We start from the raw sequence: 12,948 nt of genomic DNA, 5'->3' as shown, positions 1-12,948 counted from the left end.
AGAAGACTTCAGCGGACCCGCTCGGCATGGCCGAAGCGGGTCCGCGCCCCGGCCCCGATGTGGATGAGGACGGGGATCTCCTTGCCCACGACAGTTTCCAGGGCGGCCAGCAGCCCGGCGACCTCGGCTGCGAGCAGGTGCGGGGCCACTCCCTGGCGTGGCAGGAGGCGCACCTTTAACGCCGGCGAGCCCTTCACGTCGTAGGTGGTGACGGTTGCACCGGCAAGGTCCGGCCGTCCCTCGAGCGCCTGCCTCAGCGCCTGTTCCGCTACCCCGCCCCCAATCCGGACATCTCCCGGAGTGTCGCCGGGATCGTATTCGGCGGCCAGCAGGTTTGACCGCCCCTTTCCTTGCTGGGCAATCCAGGCAACCATCAGCCCCATCAGTGCCAGGAGCGCCAGTGCGGCCACGATCCACAGCCAGCTTTCCGGCCGGCCGGGGAACCGGGTGGAGTCGAAGATCCGGTTAACGCCGCTCCACGCCCCCGCGGACCAGGAGTGCCACCAGGAAGCCACTGGAGGAAGGGTGCCCAGCAGCACCAGCAGGACGCCCACCCCCAGCAGGATCAGGCCCAGCACGGTGAGCAGGATGCGGTTGAGCAGCGCGGGTGTGCTGTTCATGCTCCGATCACCCCGGAAGCAGTGACATTGACGCGGGGAACAGGTGCCGGTTCCAGCAGCATTTGGTCCAGCTCGTCGCGGACGGCTTCAAGCACCCTGTCCTGGTCCACGGGAACACCGGAGGTGGGCCGGACGTTGACCAGCACCTGCCGCTGGGAGACAACCACCATGACCTGTTCCGAGGTGACGTTGGCGGCCAGCCTGGCGCGGCGGGCGAGGGAGGATGCGATAACCTCGTCGTCCACCACCACGGCCGGGAGCCTCTCCCCACGTGCGCCGGCGAGGAGATGGCGGGCACGCTTTCCCGGGAGGATGCCATTAAGAAGGAAGATCAGGCCCACCATCGCCAGCACGGCACCGAGCGCGGCAAGCAACAGCGGTGAGGTTCCGGCAGGAAGATCCACGATGCGCTGGGCCGCCACTTGGGGCTCAATCAGCCACGCCGGCTGACCCACGGCGTGGACTCCCGATTCGAGGACGCCGTAGGCGGCAAGCACCAGGACAAGGACAGCGGCAACAACGGACACCACTGCCCGTGGGGAATGGGTTTCGCGGTACACGATCCTGCGCATGTCCGGTCCGCTGCTTCTGCCCGGTGCACTGTCCGCCCGGCGGTCTTCCACTGTGCTGCTCACCGCACCCGTCCTCCTGTGCTGATCCTTGCCCCGCTGATGCGGATGTCCACCCGGCTTAACCGCGAACCGCTCAATGCCGAAACTGTGGCCAGAATGCTTGCTTTGGCCCTGACGGTGCGGTCCCAGATGGACCCGCCGAACGCACCCACCCTTGCCGGATCCAATACCACGGACTGCAAAGGCGGGACGCTGATGGGGCTGACGAGGGACAAGGCCAGCAGGCCGTCGTCGTCCGTCCAGTCCGCCCGCACGTCCTCCGCGTCCACGCCGAGCGCCTGCGCCGCAGCCGCTTTGGCAAGGCTTGTCAGGGCCTGGGTGCTGATCCGGTTATGGCCGCTGAGCGCCTGCCCACGCACAACGGGCGCGGGCAAGCTCATGAGGACGAGCGCCGGCCGGTGATGGCATCCAACACGCCGCGCAGGTCAAGCTTCCCTTCGGCGGCACGGCCCAGGAGCGCTCCGATGGCCATGAAAAGCAGGGAGACAAGGAAGCCCCACAGGCCGAACTGCAGGGACATGAAGGCAACGAAGGCGCCCATGGCGGTGCCTGCCACGGTGAGATTCACAGCAGCGCCTCCCGTTCGGGAGCAGCGGGCGCAATTGTCTTGACCGGCGGCGGCACATAGACGTCCGTGATTTCGACATTCACCTCAATGACCTGAAGCCCCACCAGTTCCTCGACAGCGCGGTAGACAGCGGCGCGGACATCATTGGCCAGCGCGTGAAGCGGCGTGCCGTAACTTGCCACCAGGGTGATATCAACAGCTACCTGCGTTTCACCCACTTCCGCGTGGACGCCGGCAGCGTGATCGGAACTTCCGACGGCGTCGCGGATGGCGCCCAAGGCACGGGACGGGCCCGAACCCAGGGAGTAGACGCCGGGAACCGAACGGGCGGCGATTCCCGCCACCTTTGCGACGGCAGTCTCTGAAATTACCGTCCGGCCCGGACCCGGGGCCGGGCTTGCAGCAGGACGTTTTGGCACCACGGGTTGTGGGTTCTGGTATTCCATCAGGCACTCCCCCTTCTGTTGTTTCCACCCTATCCCCAGGCCGCGGCACATGCGCTGGAAAGTCGGCGGCCCGCCGTCAAGGAATTGGGGCGTCCGGGCGGGGAACAACCGGTTAAAAGGACCAGGCGGGGAGCCCTGAAGGACTCCCCGCCTGGACCACTGCCGCGTGGAGCGGCAGGTGCGGTGCGGGCCTACTTGTAGAGGCCCTCGCCGCCAACCCTGACGTTGGTGGGCAGGTAGCCGAACGGGCCGAGGCCGTTCCGGCCAAAGCTCCTGTCCACCTGGGATACGCCGTCACGGAAGTTGATCTTCACCGTCGGCGACAGGGAACCGCCGCGGACGCCATTGACGTTGTCGATGAAGGACTGCACCAGGCCGCCGGGCTGGACATAGTGCGAATATGCCTGGAACTGCCGGCCGTTCTGCTTGGCGGACGGGCTCTCCGGGGCATTGGCCGGCAGGTTGAGGTCCGTCGGGGACCCCAGCGCCAGCCCGCTGTTGTTCATGGGCTGGTAGTCCGAGCGGACGCCATCGCCCACAAAGCCGTAGACGCCGTCGGGACCGCGCATGCCGGCCGCGTAGGTGAACTGGTGGCTGATGGTGAACAGGTAGTACTTGTTCTTGCCGCCCTCATTCTGGATGAAGATCTGCGGACGCTCCGTCTGGTCGTTCACGCAGTTGGCGGAGAGGATGGGCGGCAGGAAGGACCACTTGGTGAGGTCCTTGTTGTCCGCCACGGCCAGGCCCACGTTTGCGGTCTGGTAGTACGCGCCGCTGTTCTGGACGTCGTTGACGTTCTCGGCATGCGGGTCGCCCGCCTGGTAGCCGAGGTCCTCTCCCTTGCACTGGTAGTCGCCGCGGTTGCCGCCGGTGTTGCCTTCGAACACCATGAAGGTCTTGCCCGGGTGGGCCGGGTCCGCGAACGTGTAAGGGTCGCGGAAAGCGAAGCCGGGGTTCTGTGCCTTGGTCTGGTACATCTTTCCGTCCGGCTCCAGCAGCTTGGTGTGCTCGAAGCCGTCGAACGTGACGCCGTTCTGGTCCGCGTGGATGTTGCCCAGCGCCTTGGCGATGGCTGCGTCGGGAGCAATCCCGCCGCCGCCTGCGTTCCGCTCGGCCACATCGTAGAAGGTGGTGGCCGTGTAGAAGACGTTTACGTGGTTGCCCTGCATGAGCCGGGTTGAACCGGACCACTCGGTGTTGCCGATGGAGGTGTTGTCCAGGAACAGGTGGCCGCCGTAGTTCCACTTGTCCTTGGCCGGATCCGCATTGGTCTTCCGGAAGAAGTAGCCGATCCTGGCGTTCCAGTGGCGCTGGTCGAAGCCGTAGCCGGCATGGCGGTCAGCCACCAGGGAGAAGATGACGTCCCAGCCCTTGTAGCTGATCTGGTTGGCGTTCTCGTCCGTCAGGGACCAGGTGTCCCAGACCCAGACGTCATCGTTCATGGTGGGGAAATCCTCGGGGATTTCCGGCATGGTGACATCCGGACTCATGGAGTTCGTGCCCGGGGCGACCGACTCGTCGCTCTGCGCCATGATCTGCTTGGCGTCCGCGCGGGTCCACTTGGAGGTGAAGTCCGACGCCGGATCGAGGGCCTGCTGGGTGTGTTGCGTCGGCAGGGGGAAGCCTGGGGTGGGGGCCGGCAGCTGCTGAACGGCGGGCGGATCGGACGGCTCGTTGGCCTGGGCCGAGGGGACGGCCAGGAAGGCCGAGGCCGCAACGGCTGCTGCCAGTGCCGCGGCGGCGGGGCGCCACCGCAGCAGCCGGTGTTGGGGGTGCTTGTGCATTTCTTGCTCTTCTCGCGGAGTTGTAACTGTTCGTGGAAGACGGGCGTGTGCCCATGCCCCGCAACAACCGCGGACCCGGCAACACCGCAGGCGTCATCAGGGACGCCGTTGTGTTGGGGGATCAGGGCCTGGGTGCGGCCCTGGTGGCCGATGGAAAGCATGCTTCCCCTCCGCCGCGCTCCACGCTAGACGGGGCCGGGGAGGCAGTTCAAACCCTGTTTCGCGGGCCAGATCCCGCTACCGCCGAGTAGAGTGCAAGCGCTTACGCAGCCCAACGCGCGCGCGTGCCACATCGGTTTGGCATTAATCAAATGTTTCAACGGCCGCCGAGAGATTTCCCCGGCGGGAGCCCCCGCTGTTGCCGCGGTCACAACTGCCGCCCGGCGCGCAACGGGAACGGGAGCCGGTTGTGGGCCTTGGCGCTTCAGGTCCTCATTCATGGGCAGGTGCTGGCGCGGACCTCGACGGGGGCGAATGGCCGGCTAACCCGGTCGAGCGGAGGGGTTAAATGAAGAAAAGCACCAGTTCCGAAGAACTGATGCTTCCCAGTGGTGGCTCCGACCGGCGTCGATCCGGTGACCTTTCGATTTTCAGTCGAACGCTCTACCAACTGAGCTACAGAGCCTAGGTGACTAGTCACCATGACAGCCGGAATTTCTTCCAACAATCAGAGCGACCCTGACGGGACTTGAACCCGCGACCTCCGCCGTGACAGGGCGGCGCGCTAACCAACTGCGCTACAGGGCCTTGCGTTTCTTGCTTTTGCAGTATCTCTACCGCTTTTTTCAAGGCTTCCAGCCTACCAGACTTTTTCAGCCTGCTTGACCAGTTCCTTGCGTACCCCCAACGGGATTCGAACCCGTGCCGCCGCCGTGAAAGGGCGGTGTCCTAGGCCGCTAGACGATGGGGGCCAGAACCCGTTCGGAACAAAATAAAAGGCGTCAAGCGAGGCTTTCCGTCTTTGTCCTTTGCGTTTCTCCGAACTGGACTCTAAAACTATAGGGCCTCATCAGGAATTATCCAAAATCGGCGAAAAACCGCGCCGATTGGCCGCCTTACGGGCCAAGATGGACGGATGGATGCCGTCGCAGCGCTCAATGAGATTGCTTTCTGGCTGGAGCGCGGACGCGCCGCCACCTTCAAGGTCCAGGCCTTCCGGAAAGCGGCGGCCGCCATCGGCCCGCTTGGCCCTGAAGAAGTTGCGGCCAGGGCCCGGACCGGGCGGCTGAAGTCCATGAAGGGCATCGGCGACCGCACCTTCGCGGTGATCAGGCAGGCGGTGGACGGCCAGGTCCCCGATTACCTGGCGGACCTCCGGGAGAAGGGTGCCACGCCGCTGGCCTCCGGGGGCACGGAGATCCGCGAGGCGCTGAGGGGGGACCTGCACAGCCACAGCGAATGGTCCGACGGCGGCTCCCCCATTGAGCTGATGGTGGCTGCGGCGGAGGTGCTGGGCCGGGAGTACCTGGCCCTGACGGACCACTCACCCAACCTCACCATCGCCAACGGGCTGTCAGCCGAGCGCTTGAAGGACCAGCTGGACGTGGTGGCAGCGGTCAACGGCAACGGCGGGGGCACCAGGCTCCTGACAGGAATCGAAGTGGACATCCTGGAGTCCGGCCAACTGGACCAGGAACCGGAACTGCTGGACCGCCTGGACATCGTGGTGGCCAGCGTCCATTCAAAGCTCCGCGCGGACAGGAAGACCATGACCGCCCGGATGCTCGGCGGCATCCAGGATCCGCACACCAACGTCCTGGGCCACTGCACGGGCCGGCTGGTGGAAGGTTCACGCGGAACCCGGCCGCCGTCGGAATTCGACGCCAAGGAAGTGTTTGCCGCATGCGCGGAACATCATGTGGCCGTCGAGATCAATTCCCGCCCGGAACGGCAGGACCCACCCGATGCCCTGATCCAGCTGGCACTGGAGGCCGGCTGCCTGTTCTCGATCGACAGCGACGCCCACGCACCCGGGCAGCTGGATTTCCTGCAGTACGGCGCCCAACGGGCGGCCCGGAACGGCGTGCCGGCCGAGCGCATCATCACCACCTGGCCGGTGGAGGAACTGCTTGCCTGGGCCGGCAAGGGATAGGGCCGGCGGCGAAGGGCGGCGGCCCGCCCGCTACTTGACGGCGTCGGCCAGCTTCTGCCGGAAGTCCGCCTTGGTGCTCAGTGCCAGCTTCTCGCCGTTGAGGAAGAAGGTGGGCGTGCCGCTGACGCCAAGGGCATTGCCGTCGGCGATATCGGCCAGGATCCGCTCCTCGGTTTTTGGGTCGGCGACGGCGGCATCGAACTTTTCGAGGTTGAGGCCCAACTGCCCGGCATAGGTCCGGAACAGGGGCGCCTGGGATTGCTGGCTTCCGGCCCACTGGGCCTGGTTGTCGAACAGTTTGCCTGCCATCTGCTGGTACTGGCCCTGTTGCGCGGCCGCCTCCGCTGCCAGCGCGGCCTGGCCTGAATTGGGGTGGGCAGACAACGGAAAGTACCTGTTGACGAAGGTGATCCTGTCACCAAACTCGGCTTTGAGCTCCTCCACAAAGGGATGGATGGCGCCGCAGGACGGGCACTCGAAGTCCAGGAATTCCACCAACTGCGCCTTCTCCCCGCTTGGCATGGTGAGCCTGTTGCTGTCCGCACGGACCAACTGTTCCGCCCCGGCGGCCGGGGCAGCCGCCTGGCGGGGTTTGGTGGCGGTGAAGAGGGCATACCAGGCGACGCCGCCCACCACAATGACGGCCAGCAGGATCCAGATGATTTTCCTGACAAGACGCGGGGTATTACGGGCAGGAGCCTGGGGGGAGAGCATATTCGGCATCCTAGCCGAGGACAGTGGCATGGCCGATTTCCGCCAGCCCGGGGCCCCTTGCCGCCGTACATTTGTCTCATGCCGCCAACAAGCCCCGCCCAGGAACCGCTGACCACCGCACAAGCAGCAGTGAAGCCCGTGACGGCCCTTGGCGTGGCCGCCATGGTGGTCACGGTGGTTCTGTGGGCGTCGGCGTTCGTTGGAATCCGGGCCATCGGCCCCCACTTCTCCCCCGGTTCCCTGACCCTGGGCAGGCTGGCGATTGCCGCCGTCGTACTGGCCTTCCTGGTGGTGCCGCAACTGCTCAAGAGCCGGGTACTGCCCCGGGGACGGGAATGGCTGCCCATTTTCGCCTATGGCGTGATGTGGTTCGGAGGCTACAACGTGGCCCTGAACGCCGCCGAGCACATCCTCGACGCCGGCACCAGTGCCCTGCTGATCAACGTCAACCCCATCCTGGTGGCAATCATGGCCGGCATCTTCCTCAAGGAAGGCTTCCCACGCTGGCTGCTCATCGGCAGCACCGTGGCATTCGCGGGCGTCGCACTGATCGCCCTCGGCTCCGGGCAGCCACGTTCCGGGGAAAGTTCGACGGCGGACCTGGCCGGCGTGGCGCTTTGCCTCCTTGCCGCGGTGCTCGCCGCAATCAGCGTCATCATCCAGAAGCCGGTGGTACGGAAGTTCCCGGCCGCGCAGGCAACCTGGTTTGGCATCGTGGTGGGAGCTGTGTGCTGCCTGCCCTTCGCCGGCCAATTGGCCTCCGAAGTGCAGGAAGCCCCGGCACAGGCCACGCTGGGGCTGCTGTACCTGGGTGTTTTCCCCACCGCCATCGCCTTCACCACTTGGGCCTATGCGTTGTCCCTGGTGGACGCAGGGAAGCTGGCCGCCACCACGTACCTGGTCCCCGGCACCACGGTCTTCATCTCCTGGCTCCTGCTTGGCGAGATCCCCACCGCCTGGGGACTGGTGGGCGGCCTGGTGTGCCTGGCGGGAGTGGGGCTTACCCGGCGCCGGACCGGGGTCCGCCGACGGCAACGGCGGCTTCGGCGCTAGAGTCGGGTATATGCCAGCCAGCCTTCCGCCGGGGCTTCCGATTGTGCCCTCCGCCCCGGGTGAGCCATCCGGGTTCACCATGTCGCCTGACGAGTTCGAGGCCGCCGTCCAGGATGCCCTCAACAGCATTCCGGACCGACTGGCACGGGCGATGGACAACGTAGCCGTGTTCATCGACGACGACTACGTGCCGGGACTGGGCGAAGATCCGGACACGGCGCTGCTGGGACTGTACGAAGGGGTCCCGCTGACAGAGCGTGATTCCTGGTGGGAGACCGGTTCCCTGCCGGACCGGATAACAATCTTCCGCGAACCGATCCTTGAGATCTGCGGGTCCAGGGACGACGTGATCCATGAGGTGGCCGTCACCGTAGTGCACGAGATCGCGCACCACTTCGGCATCTCCGATGACCGGCTGCACGAGCTGGGCTGGGGCTAGCCTTGTAGGCATGGGACACGACCACAGCCACAACCACGGAATCACCGCCACCGGGCGGCACCGGAAACGCCTCGTGGCCGTCCTGGGGATCACGCTTAGCGTGGTGGTCATCCAGATCATCGGGGCTGTACTGTCCGGATCACTCTCGCTGCTCGCAGACGCAGGACATATGCTGTCGGACGCGGCCGGTGTCACCATCGCCCTCCTCGCCTCCTGGATTGCGGGCCGCCCGGCAAGCGCCCAGCGGACGTACGGCTATCAGCGCGCAGAAGTCCTCGCGGCCCTGGCCAATGCACTGATCCTGATCGTGATCTCCGTTGTCATCTTCACCGAAGCGGTCCGCCGGTTCGGTGCGCCGCCGGAAGTGCAGACGGACATCATGCTTTTTGCCGCCATCCTCGGCGCCGTGGCCAACCTGGTGTCGCTCGTCATCCTCCGCACGGCACAGGATGACAGCCTGAACGTCCGCGGCGCCTACCTGGAGGTACTGGGCGACCTCCTTGGTTCAGTGGCCGTCATCATCGCGGCGGCCGTGATCATGCTGACCGGCTTCCAGGCAGCGGACACCATTGCCTCTGTCCTGATCGCGCTGATGATCCTGCCGAGGGCCTGGAGCCTGCTGCGGGATGTGGTGGATGTCCTGCTGGAAGCCAGCCCCAAAGGCGTGGAGGTGCAGATGATCCGTGAGCACATCCTGTCAGTGGCCGGCGTAACGGACGTGCATGACATCCATATCTGGACCATCACCTCCGGCGTCCCCGTGTTCTCCGCCCACGTTGTGGTGGAGGACGGAGTGCTCAACGCCCGGGGCGCCGACCAGTTGCTGGATAAGCTCATCACCTGCCTTGGCTCCCATTTCGATACCGACCACTGCACCTTCCAGCTGGAACCCGCCAGCCACTCCGAGCATGAGGCACACCAGCACGCCTGACCACGACACGCCCCATCAGAGCCGCTCCTAATGACACTGTTGTGGTTTATGTTATTGATGTGACTGCTGTTGCTTATGTGCAGACGGTCACGTAACCTCGGACTGCTGGGGAGCAGCTGAGGGGCATCGTCATGCCGCATCCAGAACCTCACTCCCGGCCTTACCGTTGCGAGGTCTCTGCAGATGGCTTTATCCGGATCCGGCCGCAGGACAGCCGTGCTATGCGCCGCCGTCGTCCTTTTTGCATCCGTGGCAACACCGGCAGCCGCAGTACCGGCGCCATCTGCCCCGCTGGCCGTCTCCGCCTCGCCTGACATCCCATCGCCGGAGGACATCGCTGCAGCAAAGGCCAGCGAGGCCGCGACGGCGGACCAAGTCAGGGCGATCGAGCGCATCCTTGCCGACGCGTCAACCGCCCAGCAGGCAGCGTTCGCCGTGGCCATGCAGGCCAACAACTCGTACAGCGAGGCGCTGGTTGAGCTGCAGCAAAGGACGGAAGCGGCATCCGTTGCCTCTGCCAAGGCCTCGTCCGCCCGGGAACAGCAGGACAAGGCCCGGAAGCAGATGGGGCAGCTCGCCGGGGACCTGTACCGCAACGGCGGCCTGAACCCCACTCTCGGGACCCTTGCCAGCGGTGGGGAAAGCCTCCGGCAGGCAGCAACGCTGGAGGCCCTTTCAGCCAGCCGCAGCCGGGCCTTTGAAGCCGCGGACGCCGCGGCCACCGCTTACCGTTCCCTCACGGCAGCTGCCGAAGACGCCACCAAAGCCGCAGACGAGGCAGCGAAGACCGCTGAACAACGCAAGTCGCAGGCGGAACAGGCCAACGCCGCGCAGGCCAAGGCCGTGGCCGACGCGAAAGCGCAGCGGACCATCCTGGTGGACCAGCTGGCACAGCTCCGCAACACCACAGTGGCACTCGAATCGGCGCGCGTTGATGCACTGGAGAAGCAGCGCGAGGAGGCACGCCTGGCTGCCCTGTCCGCCGCCGCGGACAAGGCAGCACAGGAAAAGGCCGCACAGGAAAAGGCGGCGCGGGATAACGCTGCCCGGAACCAGGCAGCCCAAAACCAGGCAAGCCGGGACCAGGCCGCGCAGAACCAGGCAGGGAGCCGGAACAGCGGCGGACAGGAAGCGGCACCTGCTGCTCCGGCACCCGTTGCTCCCGCCCCCGCACCGGCTGCACCTGCACCGGTTGCCCCGGCATCGGCTGCTCCTGCACCGGCCGCCCCGGCCCCGGCCCCGGCACCAGCGGCTCCTGCACCTGCACCTGCACCCGCGCCCGTCCCCGCCCCCGCGCCTGCACCCGCCCCGTCCACCGGATCCGGCACCTACGAGGCAGCCATCTCCGTCGCGTTGGGAAAGGTGGGCGCCCCGTACTTTTACCAGTGGGGCGGTACCGGCGCCTACGGCTTTGACTGCTCCGGGCTGGTGCAGAACGCCTTCGCCGCAGCCGGCAAGTACCTCCCGCGCACGGCTTCACAGCAATACGCCGCCGCCCCGGTCCACGTTCCCCTTTCGCAGGCGCGCCGCGGCGACCTGCTCGTGTGGGGTTCTGCGCCGAATTTCTACCACGTGGCCATCTACCTGGGGAACGGCCAGGTGGTGCAGGCACTCAACCCGCAGGAGGGAATTACTGTTTCCAGCATCAGCTCCATGGTGGGAATGGACCTCTACCCCTATGCGGCCCGCTACTGAGCGGCACGGCTGACCTTACCCATTGCGGGTCCTGCCTGAAGGGCCTGACGGTTCGCGCCGCCGTCGTCAGCTCAAAATGTCCTTGGTGACGAACCGGCCGTAGGCGAGCGCCCCGAACACCGCCACATAGCCAGCCTGCAGGAGGGCGTTGCTGGCAAAGGAATCCCACACCAGGGGCTGGCGCAGCATGTCGCCGAAACCAAGCCAGTAGTGGCTGAAGAGCCACGGATGCAGCCACTCCAGCTGCGGCAGCTGGTCCGCGACCTGGGACATCACCGAAACCACCACCGTGGCGGCCATCGCTCCCACCGGCACCACGGTGAGGGTGGACAGGAACAGCCCGATTGCGGAAAGTCCAGCGAGCGAGACAGCCAGGTACGCGGCGATCAGCACTATGCGCAGGGCGGCTTCGGAGGGCTGGACCACCCCGCCGGAAAGCAGCGTCACGGGACCTACCGGGAAGAGCGCCGCGCCGATAGCCGCGCCCGCAAGGCCAACGGTCAAGGGAGCCGCGATGCAGAAGGCCAGCGCGCCGGCGTATTTGACCAGGAGGAGCCGGACCCGACCGGCCGGCGCCACCAGGAGGTACCGCAGGGTTCCCAGGCTTGCCTCCCCGGCGATCGTGTCGCCCGCAACCACACCTACCGTGAGCGGCATGAACAACGGCACGGAAACCAGCATGGCGGTGAAGGCCACGAACAGGCCGTTCTGGGTAATCCGGTCAAGGAAGGCGGGTCCCCGCCCGGGCGGAACCGCGGACGAGACCTTCACCGCAACGGCAATCAGGACCGGGATGGCGGCGAGCGCCAGGAGCAGCGCCCATGTCCGCCGCCGACCGAACAGGACCTTGAGTTCCGACGCCAGGAGGGACAATCCCGAACTGCGTGGCGTTGCTGCCGGGAGGGCAGCTCCGGCAGCCTTCGGAATATCCGCGGGCACACTACTGGGCAACATCGAATCCTTCCCCCGTCAGGGCAACAAAGCGGTCCTCGAGGCTTTCACGTTCGACGGCGAATCCACGGACGCGGACGCCAGCCTGGACCAGGTGCGCCACGACGTCCTCGGGAAGTACTGCCGGGGACTGGGCGCCAGTTGGCAGCGCCGCGAGAATTGTCCCGCCATCCGGCTGCGCCGGTTCACCCTGCCCGGGTTCAGCCTGGGCAGGTTCCGGTACGATCCCCAGCCGCGCCAGAACCTGGCGGGCTGCGCCGGAGTCTGGCGTCACCAGCCGGAGCCGGGTGCTCCCGGCCTGCCGCAGCTCGGCAAGGGGCCCCTGCGCCACGAGCTTTCCGGCGCTCATGACTGCAGCGTGGGTGCACATCTGGTCCACTTCGGCCAGCAGGTGGCTGGATACAAAAACGGTGGTGCCCTCATGTGCCAGCGACCGCACCAGGTTGCGGACTTCCCGCGTACCTTGCGGGTCCAGCCCGTTGGTGGGCTCATCCAAGACCAGCAGGTCCCGTGGCGAGAGCAACGCGTTGGCAATGCCCAGCCGCTGCTTCATGCCAAGGGAGTATGCGTGCACCCGCTTCCCGGCGGCGTGCTCCAGGCCCACGCGCTCCAGCGCCTGCTGCACCCGCTTCCTGCGGGTGGCGGGAATGGTGTGCGGGCTTGCGGCGTCGAGCCGGTGCAGGTTGGCGGCGCCGGACAGAAAGGGGTAGAACGCGGGGCCTTCCACCAGCGCGCCCACGCGCGGCAGCACGTCATGGAGCTTGCCGGGCATCTCCTGTCCGAGCAGGTTCACCGTTCCCTCGGAAGCGGCAGCCAGGCCGAGCAGCATGCGGATGGTGGTGGTCTTGCCGGAGCCGTTGGGCCCCAGGAAGCCGAAGACGGTTCCGTGCGGGACGGCAAGGTCCACCCGGTCGACGGCGGCCTGCCGGCCAAAGTGCTTGCTGAGTCCCCGGGTCTCGATGGCCAGGCCGGCATTCACCGGGCCGGCCCCCGTCCCGCCAACGCTCCCCCGTCGGTCCAACA

The 12,948-nt window shown here is 66.5% G+C and carries 14 protein-coding genes and 3 tRNA genes; 5 read left to right on the top strand and 12 right to left on the bottom strand.

From position 1 onward, the window contains the following. Nucleotides 1–8: 8 nt before the first annotated feature. The 9 genes from FBY33_RS07655 to FBY33_RS07615 all read right to left on the bottom strand — a co-directional run bounded on the left by FBY33_RS07655 (nt 9) and on the right by FBY33_RS07615 (nt 4,961). Nucleotides 9–620 (bottom strand): hypothetical protein, encoded by a 612-nt coding sequence (locus tag FBY33_RS07655; protein WP_142030051.1) that lies wholly within the window; start codon nt 618–620, stop codon nt 9–11. Next, complete coding sequence (locus FBY33_RS07650; RefSeq protein WP_142030050.1) at nt 617–1,255, bottom strand: hypothetical protein; 639 nt, start codon at nt 1,253–1,255, stop codon at nt 617–619. The genes FBY33_RS07655 and FBY33_RS07650 overlap by 4 nt, the downstream gene beginning before the upstream one ends. Continuing rightward, nucleotides 1,252–1,632 carry a hypothetical protein gene (locus tag FBY33_RS07645; RefSeq protein ID WP_142030049.1) on the bottom strand — a complete coding sequence of 127 codons (381 nt, stop codon included), beginning with the start codon at nt 1,630–1,632 and terminating at the stop codon, nt 1,252–1,254. The genes FBY33_RS07650 and FBY33_RS07645 overlap by 4 nt, the downstream gene beginning before the upstream one ends. After that, nucleotides 1,629–1,820, bottom strand: a complete 192-nt coding sequence (locus tag FBY33_RS07640) for a membrane protein (protein ID WP_015935842.1) — start codon at nt 1,818–1,820, stop codon at nt 1,629–1,631. Before FBY33_RS07640 ends, FBY33_RS07645 begins: the two co-directional genes overlap by 4 nt. Then, nucleotides 1,817–2,266, bottom strand: a complete 450-nt coding sequence (locus FBY33_RS07635) for an Asp23/Gls24 family envelope stress response protein (protein ID WP_142030048.1) — start codon at nt 2,264–2,266, stop codon at nt 1,817–1,819. Before FBY33_RS07635 ends, FBY33_RS07640 begins: the two co-directional genes overlap by 4 nt. A gap of 191 nt (nt 2,267–2,457) precedes the next feature. Further along, complete coding sequence (locus FBY33_RS07630) at nt 2,458–4,050, bottom strand: glycoside hydrolase family 68 protein (RefSeq protein WP_142030047.1); 1,593 nt, start codon at nt 4,048–4,050, stop codon at nt 2,458–2,460. A gap of 549 nt (nt 4,051–4,599) precedes the next feature. Continuing rightward, nucleotides 4,600–4,675: transfer RNA gene (locus tag FBY33_RS07625), tRNA-Phe, on the bottom strand. A 48-nt stretch (nt 4,676–4,723) separates the two neighbouring features. Then, nucleotides 4,724–4,797 (bottom strand) — tRNA-Asp (locus FBY33_RS07620). A gap of 91 nt (nt 4,798–4,888) precedes the next feature. After that, nucleotides 4,889–4,961, bottom strand: a tRNA-Glu gene (locus tag FBY33_RS07615). Nucleotides 4,962–5,125: 164 nt separating this feature from the next. Between FBY33_RS07615 and FBY33_RS07610 the strand changes: the two genes are divergently transcribed. Next, complete coding sequence (locus FBY33_RS07610; protein ID WP_142030046.1) at nt 5,126–6,142, top strand: PHP domain-containing protein; 1,017 nt, start codon at nt 5,126–5,128, stop codon at nt 6,140–6,142. Nucleotides 6,143–6,172: 30 nt separating this feature from the next. Here FBY33_RS07610 and FBY33_RS07605 read toward each other — a convergent pair whose 3' ends face one another. Then, nucleotides 6,173–6,856, bottom strand: a complete 684-nt coding sequence (locus FBY33_RS07605; RefSeq protein WP_142030045.1) for a DsbA family protein — start codon at nt 6,854–6,856, stop codon at nt 6,173–6,175. 78 nt (nt 6,857–6,934) lie between these two features. Between FBY33_RS07605 and FBY33_RS07600 the strand changes: the two genes are divergently transcribed. The 4 genes from FBY33_RS07600 (at nt 6,935) to FBY33_RS07585 (ending at nt 10,974) form a co-directional block, all read left to right on the top strand. Beyond that, nucleotides 6,935–7,909 carry a DMT family transporter gene (locus tag FBY33_RS07600; protein WP_200831337.1) on the top strand — a complete coding sequence of 325 codons (975 nt, stop codon included), beginning with the start codon at nt 6,935–6,937 and terminating at the stop codon, nt 7,907–7,909. 10 nt (nt 7,910–7,919) lie between these two features. Next, nucleotides 7,920–8,348 carry a metallopeptidase family protein gene (locus tag FBY33_RS07595; protein WP_142030044.1) on the top strand — a complete coding sequence of 143 codons (429 nt, stop codon included), beginning with the start codon at nt 7,920–7,922 and terminating at the stop codon, nt 8,346–8,348. Between the two features lie 10 nt (nt 8,349–8,358). Next, entirely contained in the window at nt 8,359–9,279 is a 921-nt protein-coding gene (locus tag FBY33_RS07590; protein WP_142030043.1) for a cation diffusion facilitator family transporter, read from the top strand. 183 nt (nt 9,280–9,462) lie between these two features. Next, a complete protein-coding gene (locus FBY33_RS07585) occupies nt 9,463–10,974 on the top strand; it encodes a C40 family peptidase (protein ID WP_200831336.1) in 1,512 nt (503 codons plus the stop codon). A gap of 66 nt (nt 10,975–11,040) precedes the next feature. Here the strand turns inward: FBY33_RS07585 and FBY33_RS07580 are convergent, their stop codons facing one another. Both FBY33_RS07580 and FBY33_RS07575 read right to left on the bottom strand, forming a co-directional pair. Then, a complete protein-coding gene (locus FBY33_RS07580; protein ID WP_142030042.1) occupies nt 11,041–11,928 on the bottom strand; it encodes an ABC transporter permease in 888 nt (295 codons plus the stop codon). After that, entirely contained in the window at nt 11,915–12,946 is a 1,032-nt protein-coding gene (locus FBY33_RS07575) for an ABC transporter ATP-binding protein (protein WP_142032634.1), read from the bottom strand. Before FBY33_RS07575 ends, FBY33_RS07580 begins: the two co-directional genes overlap by 14 nt. Nucleotides 12,947–12,948: the final 2 nt, after the last annotated feature.

The sequence above is a fragment of the Arthrobacter sp. SLBN-112 genome, from assembly GCF_006715225.1.
Classification (GTDB): Bacteria; Actinomycetota; Actinomycetes; order Actinomycetales; family Micrococcaceae; genus Arthrobacter.
This window is presented reverse-complemented; position numbering and strand designations above follow the sequence as displayed.

Excerpts from the sequence above, each read along its gene's own strand:
- FBY33_RS07655 (WP_142030051.1), bottom strand. The coding sequence starts at position 620 with ATGAACAGCACACCCGCGCTGCTCAACCGCATCCTGCTCACCGTGCTG.
- FBY33_RS07645 (WP_142030049.1), bottom strand. The coding sequence starts at position 1,632 with ATGAGCTTGCCCGCGCCCGTTGTGCGTGGGCAGGCGCTCAGCGGCCAT.
- FBY33_RS07635 (WP_142030048.1), bottom strand. The coding sequence starts at position 2,266 with ATGGAATACCAGAACCCACAACCCGTGGTGCCAAAACGTCCTGCTGCA.
- FBY33_RS07630 (WP_142030047.1), bottom strand. The coding sequence starts at position 4,050 with ATGCACAAGCACCCCCAACACCGGCTGCTGCGGTGGCGCCCCGCCGCC.
- FBY33_RS07610 (WP_142030046.1), top strand. The coding sequence starts at position 5,126 with ATGGATGCCGTCGCAGCGCTCAATGAGATTGCTTTCTGGCTGGAGCGC.
- FBY33_RS07605 (WP_142030045.1), bottom strand. The coding sequence starts at position 6,856 with ATGCTCTCCCCCCAGGCTCCTGCCCGTAATACCCCGCGTCTTGTCAGG.
- FBY33_RS07600 (WP_200831337.1), top strand. The coding sequence starts at position 6,935 with ATGCCGCCAACAAGCCCCGCCCAGGAACCGCTGACCACCGCACAAGCA.
- FBY33_RS07595 (WP_142030044.1), top strand. The coding sequence starts at position 7,920 with ATGCCAGCCAGCCTTCCGCCGGGGCTTCCGATTGTGCCCTCCGCCCCG.
- FBY33_RS07590 (WP_142030043.1), top strand. The coding sequence starts at position 8,359 with ATGGGACACGACCACAGCCACAACCACGGAATCACCGCCACCGGGCGG.
- FBY33_RS07585 (WP_200831336.1), top strand. The coding sequence starts at position 9,463 with ATGGCTTTATCCGGATCCGGCCGCAGGACAGCCGTGCTATGCGCCGCC.
- FBY33_RS07580 (WP_142030042.1), bottom strand. The coding sequence starts at position 11,928 with ATGTTGCCCAGTAGTGTGCCCGCGGATATTCCGAAGGCTGCCGGAGCT.